This is a genomic window from Butyrivibrio sp. (genome assembly GCF_017940685.1).
GTDB lineage: Bacteria > Bacillota > Clostridia > Lachnospirales > Lachnospiraceae > Butyrivibrio.
In genome coordinates, this window is record NZ_JAGAYD010000244.1 from 58,786 (window position 1) to 74,632 (window position 15,847).

The 15,847-nt window shown below is 41.6% G+C and carries 12 protein-coding genes; all 12 read right to left on the minus strand.

Annotation, left to right across the window (positions count from 1 at the left end; all coding sequences use genetic code 11):
• Window positions 1–7: 7 nt before the first annotated feature.
• Window positions 8–1,105, minus strand: coding sequence for a hypothetical protein (locus tag J6I68_RS14605; protein WP_292221382.1), 1,098 nt, complete (start codon window positions 1,103–1,105; stop codon window positions 8–10).
• Between the two features lie 70 nt (window positions 1,106–1,175).
• On the minus strand, window positions 1,176–2,381 hold the full coding sequence (locus J6I68_RS14610; RefSeq protein WP_292221383.1) for a S1 RNA-binding domain-containing protein: 1,206 nt from the start codon (window positions 2,379–2,381) through the stop codon (window positions 1,176–1,178).
• 38 nt (window positions 2,382–2,419) lie between these two features.
• Window positions 2,420–4,213, minus strand: a complete 1,794-nt coding sequence (locus J6I68_RS14615; RefSeq protein WP_292221384.1) for an NlpC/P60 family protein — start codon at window positions 4,211–4,213, stop codon at window positions 2,420–2,422.
• Window positions 4,173–6,281, minus strand: a complete 2,109-nt coding sequence (locus J6I68_RS14620) for a VirD4-like conjugal transfer protein, CD1115 family (RefSeq protein ID WP_292221385.1) — start codon at window positions 6,279–6,281, stop codon at window positions 4,173–4,175. The genes J6I68_RS14615 and J6I68_RS14620 overlap by 41 nt, the downstream gene beginning before the upstream one ends.
• A complete protein-coding gene (locus J6I68_RS14625) occupies window positions 6,271–7,437 on the minus strand; it encodes a hypothetical protein (RefSeq protein WP_292221386.1) in 1,167 nt (388 codons plus the stop codon). Before J6I68_RS14625 ends, J6I68_RS14620 begins: the two co-directional genes overlap by 11 nt.
• Window positions 7,438–7,948: 511 nt before the next feature.
• A complete protein-coding gene (locus J6I68_RS14630) occupies window positions 7,949–8,515 on the minus strand; it encodes a DUF5697 family protein (RefSeq protein WP_292221387.1) in 567 nt (188 codons plus the stop codon).
• Between the two features lie 172 nt (window positions 8,516–8,687).
• On the minus strand, window positions 8,688–11,630 hold the full coding sequence (locus J6I68_RS14635; protein ID WP_292221388.1) for a TraG/VirB4 family ATPase: 2,943 nt from the start codon (window positions 11,628–11,630) through the stop codon (window positions 8,688–8,690).
• On the minus strand, window positions 11,548–12,015 hold the full coding sequence (locus J6I68_RS14640; protein ID WP_292221389.1) for a hypothetical protein: 468 nt from the start codon (window positions 12,013–12,015) through the stop codon (window positions 11,548–11,550). Before J6I68_RS14640 ends, J6I68_RS14635 begins: the two co-directional genes overlap by 83 nt.
• Window positions 12,016–12,027: 12 nt before the next feature.
• The gene (locus tag J6I68_RS14645; protein WP_292221390.1) at window positions 12,028–12,816 is read right to left on the minus strand and encodes a hypothetical protein; all 789 of its coding nucleotides are present in this window, start codon (window positions 12,814–12,816) and stop codon (window positions 12,028–12,030) included.
• A gap of 96 nt (window positions 12,817–12,912) precedes the next feature.
• Window positions 12,913–13,254 (minus strand): hypothetical protein, encoded by a 342-nt coding sequence (locus tag J6I68_RS14650; protein ID WP_292221391.1) that lies wholly within the window; start codon window positions 13,252–13,254, stop codon window positions 12,913–12,915.
• Entirely contained in the window at window positions 13,254–13,868 is a 615-nt protein-coding gene (locus tag J6I68_RS14655; RefSeq protein ID WP_292221393.1) for a hypothetical protein, read from the minus strand. Before J6I68_RS14655 ends, J6I68_RS14650 begins: the two co-directional genes overlap by 1 nt.
• A gap of 11 nt (window positions 13,869–13,879) precedes the next feature.
• Complete coding sequence (locus tag J6I68_RS14660; RefSeq protein ID WP_292221395.1) at window positions 13,880–15,841, minus strand: NlpC/P60 family protein; 1,962 nt, start codon at window positions 15,839–15,841, stop codon at window positions 13,880–13,882.
• Window positions 15,842–15,847: the final 6 nt, after the last annotated feature.

Consider the following 15,847-nt stretch of genomic DNA (forward strand, 5'->3'; position numbering starts at 1 on the left):
CCTCCTTTTAGTTTCCTGTAGTTGACGTGCTTGTTGCTGCTGCCGACGTATCGGTACTTGTTGTGCTCTGTTCTGTTGTTGCCTGTGATGTTAAATCTGATAAGGCTGCATCATTTTCTGCCTGTGCTGTTTCTTGGTCTTCGTCATTTGAGTATGTATCAAGACTTCCTGTCTCAGGTGCAAACTCTGTATCAACCGGAACATCCATGAGCTGAACATTACCCTTTGTAAGAACTGACTGCTTTGCGGTATCTGTAAGGCCGTGGCCATCGTTTACTGCCTTAAGCTGTTCCTCTGTCAGGGATGCGAGCCTTGACTCCAGACTCATTCTTGCCTGAAGGTTCATAGTATTCTGAGCAAGTGTGAGTACGTTAGGGTCTTTAGCAAGTCTGTCCAGTGTCTCCTGCTTTACAAGGTAATCAGGTGTTCCTGCATTCTGAACTGTTCCTGCAACGTATCTTGTTACATAAATCTTTGTTCCTGTGATCGTATAAGCATCGATCGTAGCTGATGCAAGTCTTAAAATCTCTTCTTCTGACATATATGTGTAGAAGAGGGAAGAATTAAGAACGAGGTTCTTCACCTGCTTCTTTGAAAGTACAAGGTAATCATCACCGGTAGGGAACATGATACGGACGTCGATGTAGTCATTTGGCTGCTGGTCAACCATAAGGTCCGCAACTGAAATCTCATACTCTCTTGTGTCCTGTGTGATTTCAAGCTTTGTTACCATATTGGTCATTACGGGCTCTTCGGGCTCGATATCGATAAGGGCAGTATCACCAATGTTCTCAGCAGTGATATATGAGCCAGGATTAAGACCGGTATAGATTGTCTGAAGCATTACGTTTGCATTATCACCGATATCTGTGACAATCTCTCCTGCCTTGATACCGACCATATTGCCTTCCTCGTCAAATCTGTCGTTTCTTACAACGTAGACTGTCTGAGTGTTAGCTGCAAGTTCTGACTGAAGTTTCTTTGCCTGATCCTTATATTCATCAATCTTGTTCTTCATAAGGAAGATTGCACAGATAGCAACTACAATAAGAAGTCCTGCGGCTATTAAGAATCTTATGAGCATTTTTACTCTTTTTCTTGTCATTTTTTCTATAACTCCTCTTAGTAAGTGCCAGTACCCTTAAAGCACTGGCACCTTTACTTGGTTAACTGTGTCAGATAGGTTTCTTATATACCCTTGAGATTCTTCCCCAGAAGAGGAATCCATCTTTTTCCTTGAGGGTGATTGAAACATCACATCTGTCTCCGATATCAGGGTTCTCTTCTCTTCCGGGAAGCGAACAAAGGACTGAGATCTTATTGGCGAAGATAACGAATACTCCCTTATCGGTGATCTGTGTTACCTCTGCGATTCCATGCTGCCCTTCCTGATACTTGTCAAAGTACAGTTCATTAGGATTGTCTGTCATCTGTTTGATGGAAGCCTTGAGCTTGATAACGTTTGTGATCTTGCCATCCTGTGTGATCTGATGAGGATGAACTTCCATGATGTGAATGAATACTTTCTGCCCCTTCTGATACTGCTCAGAGATATCGGCACGTCTTAGCCAGTCAATCTCATCTGCCGTAATGAAGGCCTCAGCTCCAAAACACTCAACCCATACACCGATACGGTTTGTCTGAACAATCTGAGCTTCAACATTCATGCCGGGGCGAAGAGTAGGTGAGTTGCCATGACGGGCTGTGTAGTACTCCCTGCACTCGCGGCTCATTGCCATAAGGTGATCTCCGAAGACAAGTCCTGTTCTCTCATCTGCATATCTTACGATGAATGAAACCTCTGAATCGAATCTGTTCTGAATAATCATCTTAAGGCGATAGTTTCTTGCCTCTGATGTTCCATGCTCAAGGTCGTAAACAACCTCGGGTGGCTGCTGTGAAAGGTCACAGAACCTCTCAGCCGGGATATCAACGATGAAGTGCTTTCCAAAGTTAATACATGCAAGTACCTGGCCGTTCTCTGTCTCTCGGTAGTTCTTACATACGCCGGTAAGGATCTTTCCTGCCTTGGCTGATGCTACAATCTCAAGGTACTCTTTTCTTCTCTCGGAGTTGGAGATGTTCTGACGAACAAGGCCGTCTTCCTTGGTGTAGACCATACCGTTGTTGTAAAGTTTTCTCTTGGCTTTCTTTCCGGCAGCTACGACACCGCGAAGCTCCTTGTTCTTATTGCCTTCCTTTACACTCTTGATCTTCTCCTCTTCGCTTACCTGCTCAGGAACTGATTCCTCTTCTCCTGTATCAGGCACTACGAATTCCTCATTGTCATCCACTTCCTGTGCAACCACTGTTGCAGGAGCCTCGTTAAGCTCTTCATTGGTTACATTTACTTCTTCTGTTGTCTGCTTTTTTCTTGGCATTTTGTCTCTCCTTTCATAAGAGATATATATTTTGACCGTTATTGTAAATAAAATGCGTGTTCATTAACGGCTGTGAACCATGCGTGCTCTCCCCAATCAACGTGTGCTGCTGCGGGGATATTACTTGTGATCATGGGATTTCTGAAATATAGAACGTCTGAGTTGTTTAGTATCGATACCCTCCCAAGGAACACATCCTTTGCTATTGACAACATTTCTTCTGACGGTGTTATGGTCTTTAGTTCTGACCTACCCGTAAACTGCCCATCCTGATAGATGACTTCTTCGTAGGTTGATGGGAACAGTGCTGATAAAACTCTGTTTCTGACTACTTCACCCGCTGCTACCCATCCGTTATAGCCCTGGTTAAGTGCTTCATGGGTCATGAGCTGTGCGAGAAGATAAATGCTGCTATTGTCTTCCGGTGAGAGGTTTATGTCTGAAATATACTCAGATGCTATGCTCTGTTCTTCAGCTACAAGCTCCTCTTCGGAAATTGGCTCTGCTGTCTCTTCTTCGCTAATGGTGTAATAATCATTATCATAATAATCCTCTTCTGAATTATTGTCAATAGAAAAATACACTCTTGGCGTAATCGACTTGTAATATTTAAACGGGAACTTGGAAAGTGTGACTGTTCCCTTACCTGATGAACAGTGGATATAGTAGCCTGCACCTACATAAATTCCGCAGTGGTTTATGCCTTCACCCTGACCGTTATATAGAAGGCCAATGTCTCCGGGCTGTAACTGATCCTCAGAAATATCATAGAGGTTATCTACCATACACGATGTTGATACAAGCTTTGATGTTATATCCGGTGAGTACCCTGCTGTCATGTATATCCACTGAACAAAACCTGAGCAGTCGAGTCCTCTTTGTTCTCCATTTTCATCGTATGTCCACCATGCGTTGTTATATCCTCCCATCTCAGCTTTGCCGCCCCACTGATAAGGGATCTGGCCTATGAACATTTTTGCAAGTAGGATTATCTTTCTCTGTTCCTCTGTCATGTTCTTTATATAGCTGTTTAGTTCCTCAATGCTCATCTCTGAGATGAAATCAAAGCTTCTTCTCAGCTCGATGAATGTATTCTGCGTAAGTGTTGCCGGGTTAAGGATCGAGTCTATGGCATCGTAGTATTCTTTGTATCTATCCTCTATAGCGTCAAAGGTGAGCCCAAAGTATTCTGTAATGGTATCAAAGGATGCCTTTACAAGTGTGGTCTCAAGGTAAGAGGTTGTCTTTTCTTCTGGGGCAACTGTAGTTGTTCCTGTTATCTCATAGCAGCCCTTTTGGCCTTCTACTTCCGTGTAAACCGGTACGACAGTTTCTTCCTTGATGATCTCATTTCCTACCTTGTGGAAGTAACCGTCCTCTCCGGTCTCATACTTTGGAATTAGTGCGGGGATATCTTCCGTAACGGACTCTTCTTTAAGGTCCATGGTGATGAACGGAATTCCTGCAAAGCCTGTCTTTATATCCTTACCCTTTAGCTGGCAATGTTTTTTGATGGCTGAGTAGAGTGCGATTATCTCTATGTAGTTAGTTCCGATAAGAGGGTTTTTCTGATTATCAAAGCTCATGAGTGATAATGTCTCATCAAGCTCTTCATCTCTTACCTTGGTCACAAGCTGCTGCCTTGCCGTCTCATATTCGCCTATGAAAACCTTCTCGATTTCCTTTGTGGCGTTATAGAGGTTTTTTCGCATCTCTTCCTGTGCATCTGTATAGGCATTTACTATCATCTTTGTACTGAAAAATGATGATACTGCCATGACAAGTGCAAGACTACCGCCTAAGACTCTTCGCTTTAACAACTTTACGTCCATTGACATTCTCCTCATGTGGTCTTCTTTCAGGCCTCTGCTCGCCTGAGTCTGTTTGGGATGAAGTCTGTCCGCCAAGGGATATTGTCTTCATTCCGGTTTTTGAATCTGTGGTCTGAGTATTGGATGATGTAGATGACTGGTTAAATCCTTCAGAATTTTCTCCATTCTCTCCATATACTCTCTTACTCCATTCAGGGGTTCTGTGTTTTGTAAACCTTTTGGTCTTGATGTTATCAAGGTGAAGAAGTTTATAGTATGGATGCAGCCACCACATAAACATATCAAGTCTCGTTACTCCTGCTCCGTTTATGATGGCCAGCAGTTCTTCATCCTTAAGTCCTCTTTCGCCATTACCCTGTAATTCCTGTGGAGTCATAAGGGCTCGCTTACCTCTTCCACCTTTTACTCCGTAATGCTCATGCAAATGTATAGGGTCTGCTACATTTTCATCATATGATTCGTTCTCTTCGTAGTAGGTAAAGTCACCAAGTCGTTTTGAGATATATTCTGCAAACTCATTATCATTACCTATTCTGAGGACAATCATTGTGGTACAGTCTGATATTACTGTTCGCCATTCGTCATTGGGGTAGAGCTGCTTAACCTGGGAAAGATCCTGAAATACTGTTTTGATATTGATGCCTCTTGATCTTACTGAGGAAAGCTTTTCTACAAACATGGAGAGCTTACCGACCTGTTTAGCCTCATCAATCTCAAAATTGACGGTTACAGGAAGTCTCATTTCCCCTGCTTCTTCCATTGAGTCTGCTGCCGATGTAAGCGCCCTGAACAATTGTTCAATGAACAGTGTTGACAAAACCTTGTTGGTATTATCGTTATCAGGGATGACTATGTAATAGATGCATTTTTCAAAGCCCGGTGCTGAGAATGAAATCTCTTCGTTTGAAAGTATCTCTCTTACATCTTCGGATGACATGAAGTAAAGGGCTGTCATAAGTCCGCCATACACGGACTCTTTTACGATTGGTGTCGTACCTGAGAAAGTCTGCCACGCCTCATATGCCGGATGGCCTTTTTGTGATGCGATATCCCCATAGGTTGCCTCAATGTTTGTATAGTTCTTCTGTTCTACAAGTATCTCGTAAACCTTTCCGAGGGTTCTTTTATTCTCGGGGATTGTCTGATCCCATTTAACGATAAGGATAAGAGCTGTTAAGAGGTTCTGTGCTCCTGTATACCAGATCGAGCCTTTATCTCTTTCGTTATGGGTCTGCTCCATGATGATGTTTACGATTGAGGCTGCAATACCTTTGGCCTTATTTATTCCCTGGCGGGTATTGTCGTACTTGATGTTGGCGAGGATATCACAGGCATCAGAATACTGTACTTCATCAGGTTTGGTATTAAATATTTTTACGTTGTACCCTGCTTTTTCTCCTACATACGCTGTATCTTTATATACCGCTCCTTTTGTATCAACTACGATGATTGATTGCCCTGCCTTTACAGCCTGCAAAACATCATTGTTGATAATACATACTGATTTACCTGATCCGGGAGGTCCAAAGATGATCACGTTGGAGTTTGTGAACCTTACCGTATCATCTCTTGCACAGACTCTCTTTTTATCATCTACTCCAAGGATGGGTTTGTTTATATTACCCACGTCCTTATCCATATCAAGGTATTTCTGTTTTTCTTTCTCATCCATAAAGTGAGCTGAACCATAGGTGTTATCATTTACCGATACCTTTGTGCCGGTTCGCTCATCAATTACATAATCCTTATGCAGCATTCTTGACCATCTCATTATCCACATGGCAGCCGAGCCACATATGGCCAGCCACAATAGAAGTGACATTGGATAGAAGAATGTTTCAATGATACAATCCCAAGGCGCAAAACTTACTTCATCTTCCATGACGAACTGGGTAAAAAGTCCGGTAGCCCACCAAGCCATGAACACTACCGCAAGGGTTATAAGAATAGTTCTTTTTCTATGGTCTTTTAGGCTCTCTTTAAACCCTGCAAAACCAACCTTTAGATCCTTGACAAACCCCTGACTATTTCCTGATGCGTCTTTGTCTTTTAATAATTTAAGTCTCATGCTTACGTACCTCTTCCTTGTAGTCCGACAGTTCAATCTCTCCGATTGTCACATAGTCTCCTGCAAGTCGCTTGACCAGCTGTGTCTGAAATGAGAAACAGTAGACAACAAATTTATCTGCGTCCTCTGTCATACGTGCCCTTTTGATGAAGGACTTTAGTCGGGAGATATCGCAGGATGTGAACATCAGAATATACTTATCATCCTCTACTGCATCACATACTACCTGAGTACCCACAGGGGGCATATTATAATCTCCAAGTAATATGTGTCTCATGTCCTTAAGCCAATCCTTTTTCTTCATTTCCTCAAGCATTGCTATTCCATTTTTATCTGTTGGCAGTGCGTACATGTGCTCGTATGCAAAGTCGATATTTAAAAGGATCTTTGTGTTGTATGCCGGATGTGCTTCAAGCTCATTAAGGATGACTCTCTCGAACAGCTTATAGTCATCAGCAAACATGATGCAGTCAATTGGAATCTCTTCTACGATCTTCTGATTCCTCTCACCTATCGTTCTCTTAACAAGCTCTTTCATTCTCACTTCCCCAAAGCGGTTCCACTCAATGAGTTTATTACCAAGGGAATAGGTTGCGTATATTCCGCCCTGGGATATCTCAAGGCCGGATAATCTTGATACGGATGTCTGTTTCTTTCCATCCTCTTCTTTTACATCGTCTACATAGCAGGTAGCGTCTTTTACTTCGTCTGCGTTGTAATAGAAAGCGTCAAGCCCCTTGTATGTAATGTCATTCATATCGGGTTTTTCATCGGGGTAAGCCCCTACACCGGCAAGGTGCATCATAAGGTTAAGCTCTGCTCTTCTTGAAAACCTGTTTAGTCTCGTACCGCCTTCGCTTAAACACTTATAAAGCTCTTCCTGCAACTCTTCCCTGCGAGCTATGAACGCTTCATCTTTCCAATGCTGTGTACCATCTTTCCAGCCGTTCTTTAATGTGAGTACGCTATCCCTTCCTGTTCCTACTCTGATTATTTCTCCATCATTCTCCATTTCCTTTACTTTACGCTGTGTGATTCCTGTCTCTCCGTTATAGAGCTTTAATGATTTATAAGGGAGAACTCCATTGGCATAAAGAGTCTTTAATATCTCAACCCTCTTTCCGCTCTTGATGGTTCGTGTCATCTTCTTTTCCATGGTTATGATTCCTTTTCTCTATTCACGTATGTTTATGAACTCTGTCTGAACTCTCCCTATACCCTCACTGAACACTTTTGTGTTTCGTAGTATTTTTTTGTACTGCGTACCCAAAACCGTAAACCTGTATTCCCAATCCCACGATCTTCTTTTCTCGATTCCTCTCCGTTCTCTTCTCTCCTATCTGCTCCCTTCCTCTCATTGTCTCTTTTTATCTCTCATTATTTCTGTCTGGCTGTCGTGGCTGTATGCGAGCAGATGCCTGTCCGAGGTATCGCTGCTCTTTGGGTTGCGGCGGCGCAGGAACGGGCTGGCTTAGTCGGGGGTGTTTGTTCCCTAGCACTCCCCAAGGCGGGAGGATTTTTCGGGGCGAATCGTAGATAAAATCTATGGGTTTGGCGCTTCTTAGTGGTGTTTTTCTTAATAGTTAATACTATTTGTTATTACGCCACTAACTATTGCTTATTACACGTTTAACTATTGCTTGTATTACACCTTTTATATACGGTTTTTAGTCCTCGAAAATGTCATATTCTATGTTGACCTGACCGTTATTATCTCTGGAAATGAAAGCTCCCAGGAACGGTGCCTTGATATTGGTATTGAGGACTATCTCTCTTGCGGCCTCTGACGTGGTGACAAATATGAATTCGCTGTTATCATCGGTCTGTACATTGTGGCTAAAATACTGCTCATTCATTGCCTTGATGATCGGCGCTCCATTCTCATCGATATAGACTACCGTATAAACCTTGCCGTTTGACATGAAGTAAATCTGTGCCGGATGGGCTGCCCTGAAGTATTCCTTTGTATCGGGGTTCATATCTACATCGTTCTTAAGGAGTACCCAACCTGCCATCTCGTTTTTCTTAAGGAATGGGGTGTTGTCTGATACGGAAACATATACGCCGCTCCCTCTTGAGGTCTCCTTGATATATGTTCCCTTAAGGGCGTTAAGGTAATACTCCTTTGCTCTTGTATCAGCCTTAGGTAAAAGGGCGTTAATCTGCTCTGTTGTAATTCCTCCTACCTCTTTGATGAACTGTAGTATCATTTTTGACTCGTTACAAAGTATCATGTTAAATCTCCTTTCAGCGTACTTTTGATATTTTGTCCTATCCAAATTTGCGTTTGTCCCGTCCATTTTAGCGTTTGTCCGTGACATTTATATATTTGTCCCCGACACATATAAAAACGTCTAAAATCGGCTTTAAATTTGTCCTAGACACTATTTATTTTGTCTTGGACATTTATGTATTTGTCCGTGACATTTTCATTCGTCTCTCAAGCTCTTTTGCCTTGAGTTTTTCGTTTATGGTTCTCTTTACATTTAAGTCTGTGGTATAAAGTGCTTCCTCTTCGACAGATGTATCAAGTTGGAACATTATCTTTGAACCGTTGCTTATAAAGAGACCACATCCTCTTGTCTTGGCAAATGTCTCTGTAAGGATAAGCTTATCTCTCTCTGTAAGCTCAAGTACCTCAGAGACTACTCTAAACTGGTTAGGTTTCAGAGAAAGAACTATTACAGATTCTGAACATGCTATGATTGCTTCACCGGCAGGGTTCTTAAATTCCTGTATATTCTGAGTGGCAAAGCAGCACGCCCCACCATAACCTCTTATAAGCCTTGCCTCTTTCTGCATCTGCTGTGCTGCTGAAGGACTCTGCATGAGTCTCCATGCCTCATCTGTAACGCTGACTCCGAAGGTGTTCATGTCAGCTCTTATGACTTCATTTACAAAGCCTTGGCACAGGAACATGACGGATGGTAAAAGGTCTTCTCCTATGTCCTCAGCCTCAACGTCAAAAGCAATAACTTTCTTTGCAGTATCTATATCTGTCTGACCATTGAAGTTTGAGAAAGTTCCTGTGACGAATGGATCAAGTAGCTCTGAATATTGTGCGAGCCTTGGGTCTGCATGTATTCTCTTTTGCCAATCATCAAACTGTGGTGAGCGTCTTTTTCTTCCGGTTGCTTTATCTCTCCAGATAGAATCATCATCTTCTGTGATATTGAAATCAGCGTAAAGCTCCTTTAGAAGTGAATTCATTCTGTTGAGGTCAGCGGATGAAAGAATAAGGTTTGAGTTGCCTTCTGTCTCAGCAAGGAGTTTAAAAAATGAACAGAGATATGTGATCTTCTTTACAAGAAGTGGTGTTTTATTATCATTCTCACGTTCTTCCTCGTTATCCTTTGTGACTTCAAGAACCGCACTTTTCTGAGGGTATATCTCCATAGGATTAAAAGTAAACTTTGCTCCCGGGGCAACTTTTAAATACGTGCCACCCCATGCCTCTACTGCGTTCTTATACTCATATCCCTTGGTCGGCAATATGAAATATACTTTAACTCCGTTTACGAGCCATCTTGCTGCAAGCGCAAGCGTGAGGTATGTCTTACCTGAACCAGGTGGTCCAATGATGAGCATATTGCCATTCTTAAACAGCCCGGTATTGAAGTTGTTGAAGGCAAATATCGTATTGTTTTCAAGGTTCGGACCTATGATAAGGCCTTTAGGATCTGATAATGTATATGTGGTAAAGCAGTACAAATCCCTTAATGTTGACGTGAGCATATTTCTTGCATTTCTTTGGAATATCTTGTTTTGGAATTGGCAAAGAGGCCTTGTCATATCATAGAAGTCCTCTGTGTCGTAGAAGCTCTCTTCGCACTTAATACCATTACCTGACAGATGTTTTATGAACAACCCCTTTCCTGCCAAAAGCTTTTTAAGGTCTTTTCCATAGAGTGTGAACACTGTCACACAGTCAAAAAGATCCTCTTTTCTCTTCCGCATACTCTCGATGATGTAATTGGAATTTGACAGCTTATCTGCAAGGGCGTTCTTTTGTCCTTCACGGTTAGTCTGTTTATATGATACCGACTGCCAGGTTTTCTTTCTCTCAATAGTGTTAAGAGTGATGTCGTGATCAAGTTTGTGGTAGAAAAAGTCTATATCCACATTGAAGCCTACCATGACCTTCCTTGCCCTTATCATGTTGAGCCAGTCGGGAACTACGGCCCCGGGATATCCATTATCCTTGATTACAAGGTATGTTGTATAAAGGCCGTCAATAAGTGCTGTCTCAGAGTGATAATTAAACGCCATCCCTTTAGGAGCAAAGTAGTCTGCCTTGTCTATTAACTGCTCAGAATATTCTATGCCACGGGATGCGCAAAACTTTCTGTAATCACTCTGTATTCTGATGATTCTATTTACTATAGATTCTGTTTCGCTTGAATTTTTGCAGAACAGTTTATACAAGGTTTCTATAGTATGCAGTGTTGGATTTTCTGACTCCGCAACAAGGTTTCCATAAGTTTCAAGAATACTCTTTATGGAGTATCTTTGAACCATCATAGCTTGATATATTTCATTGATATCCGTGGAGAACTGACCCTTAGTATCACCTTCATATCTGAAAATGAAATAATATCTGTAGTTTATGGTGTCAGTTGTTCCAAGCTCCTGTACTTTTTCAATGAGCTGATTCCTGATGCTTAGTCTCGGCTCATCCATACAATCATCAGGACACACTTCTCTAAGATGGTTTATAAAGGACGTTACGTTAGTCTTCTCCATTGTCATCTTAAAGTGTCCGTCAACAGGACATTCGATAAACATGGACTTAAAGTTTTCAATGATAGCAAGTTTATCGTTTTCACTTCGCTGGTAATAATTGATAGGGAATATCTCCATTATCATGTGATACTTATTATCATTCGTGACTATCATATTCCCTATAACATCTTTGATTCCGGTTTTGGTCTGTGTGAAGCCGCTTGGGTCAATCTGTGAAAAGAACTTAACCCTACCCTTCTTTTTAGGTTTATCCTCTTTTTTTGATTTCTTTTCAGATTTAGGATTTTCCTTAACTGCCTTATCTGTGGATTTGTGCGTGGCTTCACTTTTTACAACAGAAGAAGCCCCATTATTACTTGATTTAGGGCTACTTTTTACCGGTTCTGCTGTTTTAGGTCTATCGGAAACATCCTGCTTTGCTTTGACAGGCTCAGACTTTGGGATAGATTTTACTTCCGCCTTAGGCTTTTCCTGAATGGACTGTTGTGGCTTTTCTTTGGGCTGTGCCTGTTGGGCGGTATTCTTATGTGAGATTGTCTGTGATGTTCCTGATGAACTGTTTTGCGAACCTTGCGAGCTGTTTTGTGATAGTGTCTTCAGTTTCATCGGCTGCTGCGAGGTTCTTGTCGTCCCAGAAGTCTCTGATCTTTCCGTAGACTGCGTTTGTTTGCTTAAATTTACTGTTTTTAATTTCATCGTTTACGCTCCCTAATCGTAATCCTCTTCGTGCTACGAGATGTCTAAGCCATAACATGATAGCCTGACAGATGGATTTGTTTCTGATTCCCATAAGATTGAATACGACAGCTATTCCGCAGAATACTAATGTGAAGATGATCTTTGCTTTTACAATAAAAGGAAGTACCCATATGACAGCTCCGATTATTCCTGCTGTAACTGCCGCTTCAATGATATTCCTTATGAAAAATGGTCCGAGCTTCTTTTGCATCGACCTGTTGTTAGGAACTAAGTCCTGCATCTGATTAGCCATGATGTACTCCTTTTACAAAATATCCAGGAATTTGCAGTCGTAATAATCAAATATCTGCATCTTCTCAGCCTTGTGTGAATCCATAGAATTAAGTATCTCTATCTCGTAGACAAAAGTATTGTCCTCTCCGATTTTGAGTGTTGTAGGAAAATACTTGCTGACTTTCTCGATATCCTTGCATGACCATACATAGACGGTAAGTATGCCTCTTACATACATTGGCATTCCATTCTGATAGATCATAAATTTGCTTGTCTTATAATCGGCTGTCATCTGAAGCTCTGCATCTGAAAAATCAGCAATCATTTCTGATAAAACTACGTTCTGATCTGCGTCATCATCATAAAGAACGTCTCTGAACATGGAAGATAGCTTATCGAAATAATTATCATAATCTGTTCTGACAGCCCTGTAATCAAAAGAAAACAGCTCAGTTCCGATTACGTCTGCTCTATCGCTGATAAGGCCCATTTTGTAATCTCCAAGTTCTTCGTAGAGCTTTTTGTTGTTAACATATCCGTCTGATTCGGATGGGTATGCATATTCAAAAAGCCTCTCATCTACTTCCTCAGAGCCATCAAAGGCTGTCTCTCCGATATAGTTTGGTTTGTTTGTCTCAGATTCCGGTTCGGTTCTATCCTGTGTCTGGATAGTAGTATCTGGTACCGGCCTGTGAGTATAAAAGTAATATCCGGCAGAGCCGCCTGCTGCTATAATAGCTGCGGCCACTACTGCTACTACTGCTTTATTTACTGTCTTCTTTTTCTTCTTTGTATTGTTAGGTGTATGTACTCTTGGCATAAAAATCCTCCTATTCATATCTCTAATATTACACCTTTTGTGTATTTTGCGCAATATAAAAGACCCATAAATATACTATGGGTCTTGGTGGATACTTTATGCTTTTAATGTCCGTTCTATCCGTCTCTTTGAGTCTGTGAGGAGGATCTTCTCTATTGCCGCTTTCTGTTCTTCATTGTTAGCATCTTCTATATGAGCCTCAAGGAAAAGCCTCTGTTCATCCGTTAAGATATTTCCAAGGAAATTGCACCCCTTAAGCGGAAACGACACATATTTTTTATCTTCCAAAAGATATTTTTCATCTAAAAAAGCGTGAGCTCTTGTCTTTTGATGATATTTTCGTTGTACTATCTGAGATGCAATATACATATGATCGGATGCTCTGCATGGAGTAAATTCGCCTTCAGGCGATAGAAAACCTATAAGCAATGTGTTCATTAATCATCATCCTCTTCCAATATGATTTCTGTGCCAAGTGTTGAAGCTGCTTCTCTGTAATTATCTTCCAGTTCCTTATCGTAAGCTTCAGTCTCTTCTTTGTACTGTTCTCTACTACTTGCTATCACGCTGTCGCCTTTTAAAAGTGCGAATGAGAAAGCATCGATTGTATTATATGACTCTACATATAAAGTCAGGTTGTCATATCCACTTACGCTTGCTGTAAAATATGAGACACTACCTTCATATCCTGCGTTCTCGGGATTTATTGTTACAAATTCTGACGGATAACCTGAATTATTGAGGAAGTTTGTAAGTGCCTCTGTAAAGAGGATGTGATTTCTTGTGCTCATCATATCTTTTGACATGAGAACGTCTTGCTCGTCGATATATCCGGTTATCTGCCCTCTTTCTTCTTCGAGTTTCTTATCTCCCTCAAAGTATTCCTCAGAAACAGATATTGCAATAGTACTCTCATCAGAGATAATAATGTCTGATTCTTCGCCTGCAACCTCAGAGTCTTTATTGGAAAACATTATGTAAATAGAAAAACCGATCACTATTGCTACTCCTATAATGGTTGCTGCTATTGCCATTTTTGTTTCTTTCTTCATGTGAATGCCTCCTACTTACTCCTCGGATATGATATCGCTATCAAATTACCGGCGTTCTCATTATATCTGCATATATCAGCCGCGACAGGGGCATATCCGCCAAATTCTATTCCTACGCTTCGATATACGGCTGCTACAAATGATGAGCAGTCATAATATCCGTCTGAGGTTCTTTTTTCTTGTGAATAGATCTTGCCGCATTGTGACAATGCAAAATCAAGTAGCTGCTGTCTTGTATCTTCGTCATCATCAGGTAACGGGCGGCAGATAGATACGATGTAATTGGGATTTAGCCCTGAATATACGCTTCTGTAAATGACAACTCCTTTTCCACTTGATGCATCAACCATCATATCGTTACCGGCGTATATAGCTACGTGTGTTACATTTTTGTATCTGCCATTAGATTTTGCAGAATAGAACATTATGTCTCCAACTTTGAGTTCTTCATCAGGGTTTATATCCCCGATCATGATCCTCTCGAATTCCTGAAGAAGCTCTCCGCCGTATACATATCCTGATTCTTCAAAGCCATAATCCCACTCAGTTCTCTTGCAGGGGCCAAAGTCGTAATAATCGGCATAACATCTTAGATTTTCTTCTGATTCATCAAGCAGATTTATATTAAGCATGTTATCTACTTGAGCATTAAAGTCAAAAGCGTCAACTTCAATAAATCTGTAGAGTGATTTGAGATCGTAATGTCTTAATGTGACTTTGCCATACAGAACCATTTCTGTAGTTGTATCTATTACATTTCCTTCTTCATCGTAGTGTTCTATCACTTTTTCAGCCCAGTCAGGCTCAACCTTCATTCTGTATAGGAGCTGCAATTTCCATGGCCTTAAAACTGGATTAAAGAGCTTTTTAAACTCTTTATAGACAAGATTCTCTGAGTTAAGTTCTTCTTTTTGCTGTACCACCTCGATAATCTCAGCGTAGTTCATGTCGTCGTAGAAGTGCTCTTCTTCTGCTTCATACGATGCCATTGTCAGCTCATAATCATATTCTTCTTTTTCGATTATCCATGGAAGCTCAAAGTTCTTTGCAATGTTAAGAGCTCTTTCAAAGCCTCTGTTGATGTATTTTTTTGCTTTATCACAGCCTTCTGTGAATTCCAGTTCGGCATCAAATTCGCCTACTTCATCCTCTTCTTCATCGTTGAAAAGATTAAAAAACCAACTAAAGCCCCAATCAATATCCTCGATATCGAATTTATCAGAGTATTGACCTTCTATGTAATTCTCATCAACTGAGCCGAAAGTCGTTTTGTAGGTGTAGCTCATGCTCCCATTGAACATTAAGAGAAACAATATAAACCACATAATCCAGCCAAAACCGCTCTTTCTTGTTTCTCCTGTGACTATTTTGCCCCATGATGTAGCAACTTTTCCTGCGGCTTTTACTGCTTCAAGAACCGCTACTGCAATTGCTCCTACACCGGTTGCTGATGCGCCCGCTTCAGCTCCTGCGGCCGCAGCTCCCTCAGCGGCTCCGGCGGCTGCACCTTCTGCTGCTGCACCTGCCGCTGCTTCTGCTCCTTTTTCTGCTCCGGCTTCGGCAGCCTGTACCGCAACATCTTTCGCCGCACCTTCCGCCATGCCTTCGGCCGTTTCGGTTGCAACACCGCCAATTTCTGATGCTTCTGCTGTTGCTTCCTGTGCTTGTGCCGCTTGTTCGGCAACCTCTCCTGCATTCTTAGTTCCGGCGTTTCTCATTGCGGAGTAGTCAACGTCAGGTGTTCCGCCGTTACCTGACAGAAGCTCTGATTGTTCAGGAGCTGTATCTGTTATTTGAGGAGATTTTGCATCGGCTTGGGTATCAATATTCTGATGACTTACATGATTATCAGGACTTGTATGCTCCTGAAATCTGTCATACAAGTCCTTGGCATCGTCCAGTAATTGACCGGGATCTACTTCGGAACCCTGTTCTTGTTGATTTTCATCTTCGTAATCGTCGTAATTTGCCATGCGTTA

What these genes read in the sequence shown, in the direction of transcription:
- J6I68_RS14605 (WP_292221382.1), bottom strand. Translation starts at nt 1,105, where the DNA reads ATGACAAGAAAAAGAGTAAAAATGCTCATAAGATTCTTAATAGCCGCA.
- J6I68_RS14610 (WP_292221383.1), bottom strand. Translation starts at nt 2,381, where the DNA reads ATGCCAAGAAAAAAGCAGACAACAGAAGAAGTAAATGTAACCAATGAA.
- J6I68_RS14615 (WP_292221384.1), bottom strand. Translation starts at nt 4,213, where the DNA reads ATGGACGTAAAGTTGTTAAAGCGAAGAGTCTTAGGCGGTAGTCTTGCA.
- J6I68_RS14620 (WP_292221385.1), bottom strand. Translation starts at nt 6,281, where the DNA reads ATGAGACTTAAATTATTAAAAGACAAAGACGCATCAGGAAATAGTCAG.
- J6I68_RS14625 (WP_292221386.1), bottom strand. Translation starts at nt 7,437, where the DNA reads ATGGAAAAGAAGATGACACGAACCATCAAGAGCGGAAAGAGGGTTGAG.
- J6I68_RS14630 (WP_292221387.1), bottom strand. Translation starts at nt 8,515, where the DNA reads ATGATACTTTGTAACGAGTCAAAAATGATACTACAGTTCATCAAAGAG.
- J6I68_RS14635 (WP_292221388.1), bottom strand. Translation starts at nt 11,630, where the DNA reads ATGAAACTGAAGACACTATCACAAAACAGCTCGCAAGGTTCGCAAAAC.
- J6I68_RS14640 (WP_292221389.1), bottom strand. Translation starts at nt 12,015, where the DNA reads ATGGCTAATCAGATGCAGGACTTAGTTCCTAACAACAGGTCGATGCAA.
- J6I68_RS14645 (WP_292221390.1), bottom strand. Translation starts at nt 12,816, where the DNA reads ATGCCAAGAGTACATACACCTAACAATACAAAGAAGAAAAAGAAGACA.
- J6I68_RS14650 (WP_292221391.1), bottom strand. Translation starts at nt 13,254, where the DNA reads ATGAACACATTGCTTATAGGTTTTCTATCGCCTGAAGGCGAATTTACT.
- J6I68_RS14655 (WP_292221393.1), bottom strand. Translation starts at nt 13,868, where the DNA reads ATGAAGAAAGAAACAAAAATGGCAATAGCAGCAACCATTATAGGAGTA.
- J6I68_RS14660 (WP_292221395.1), bottom strand. Translation starts at nt 15,841, where the DNA reads ATGGCAAATTACGACGATTACGAAGATGAAAATCAACAAGAACAGGGT.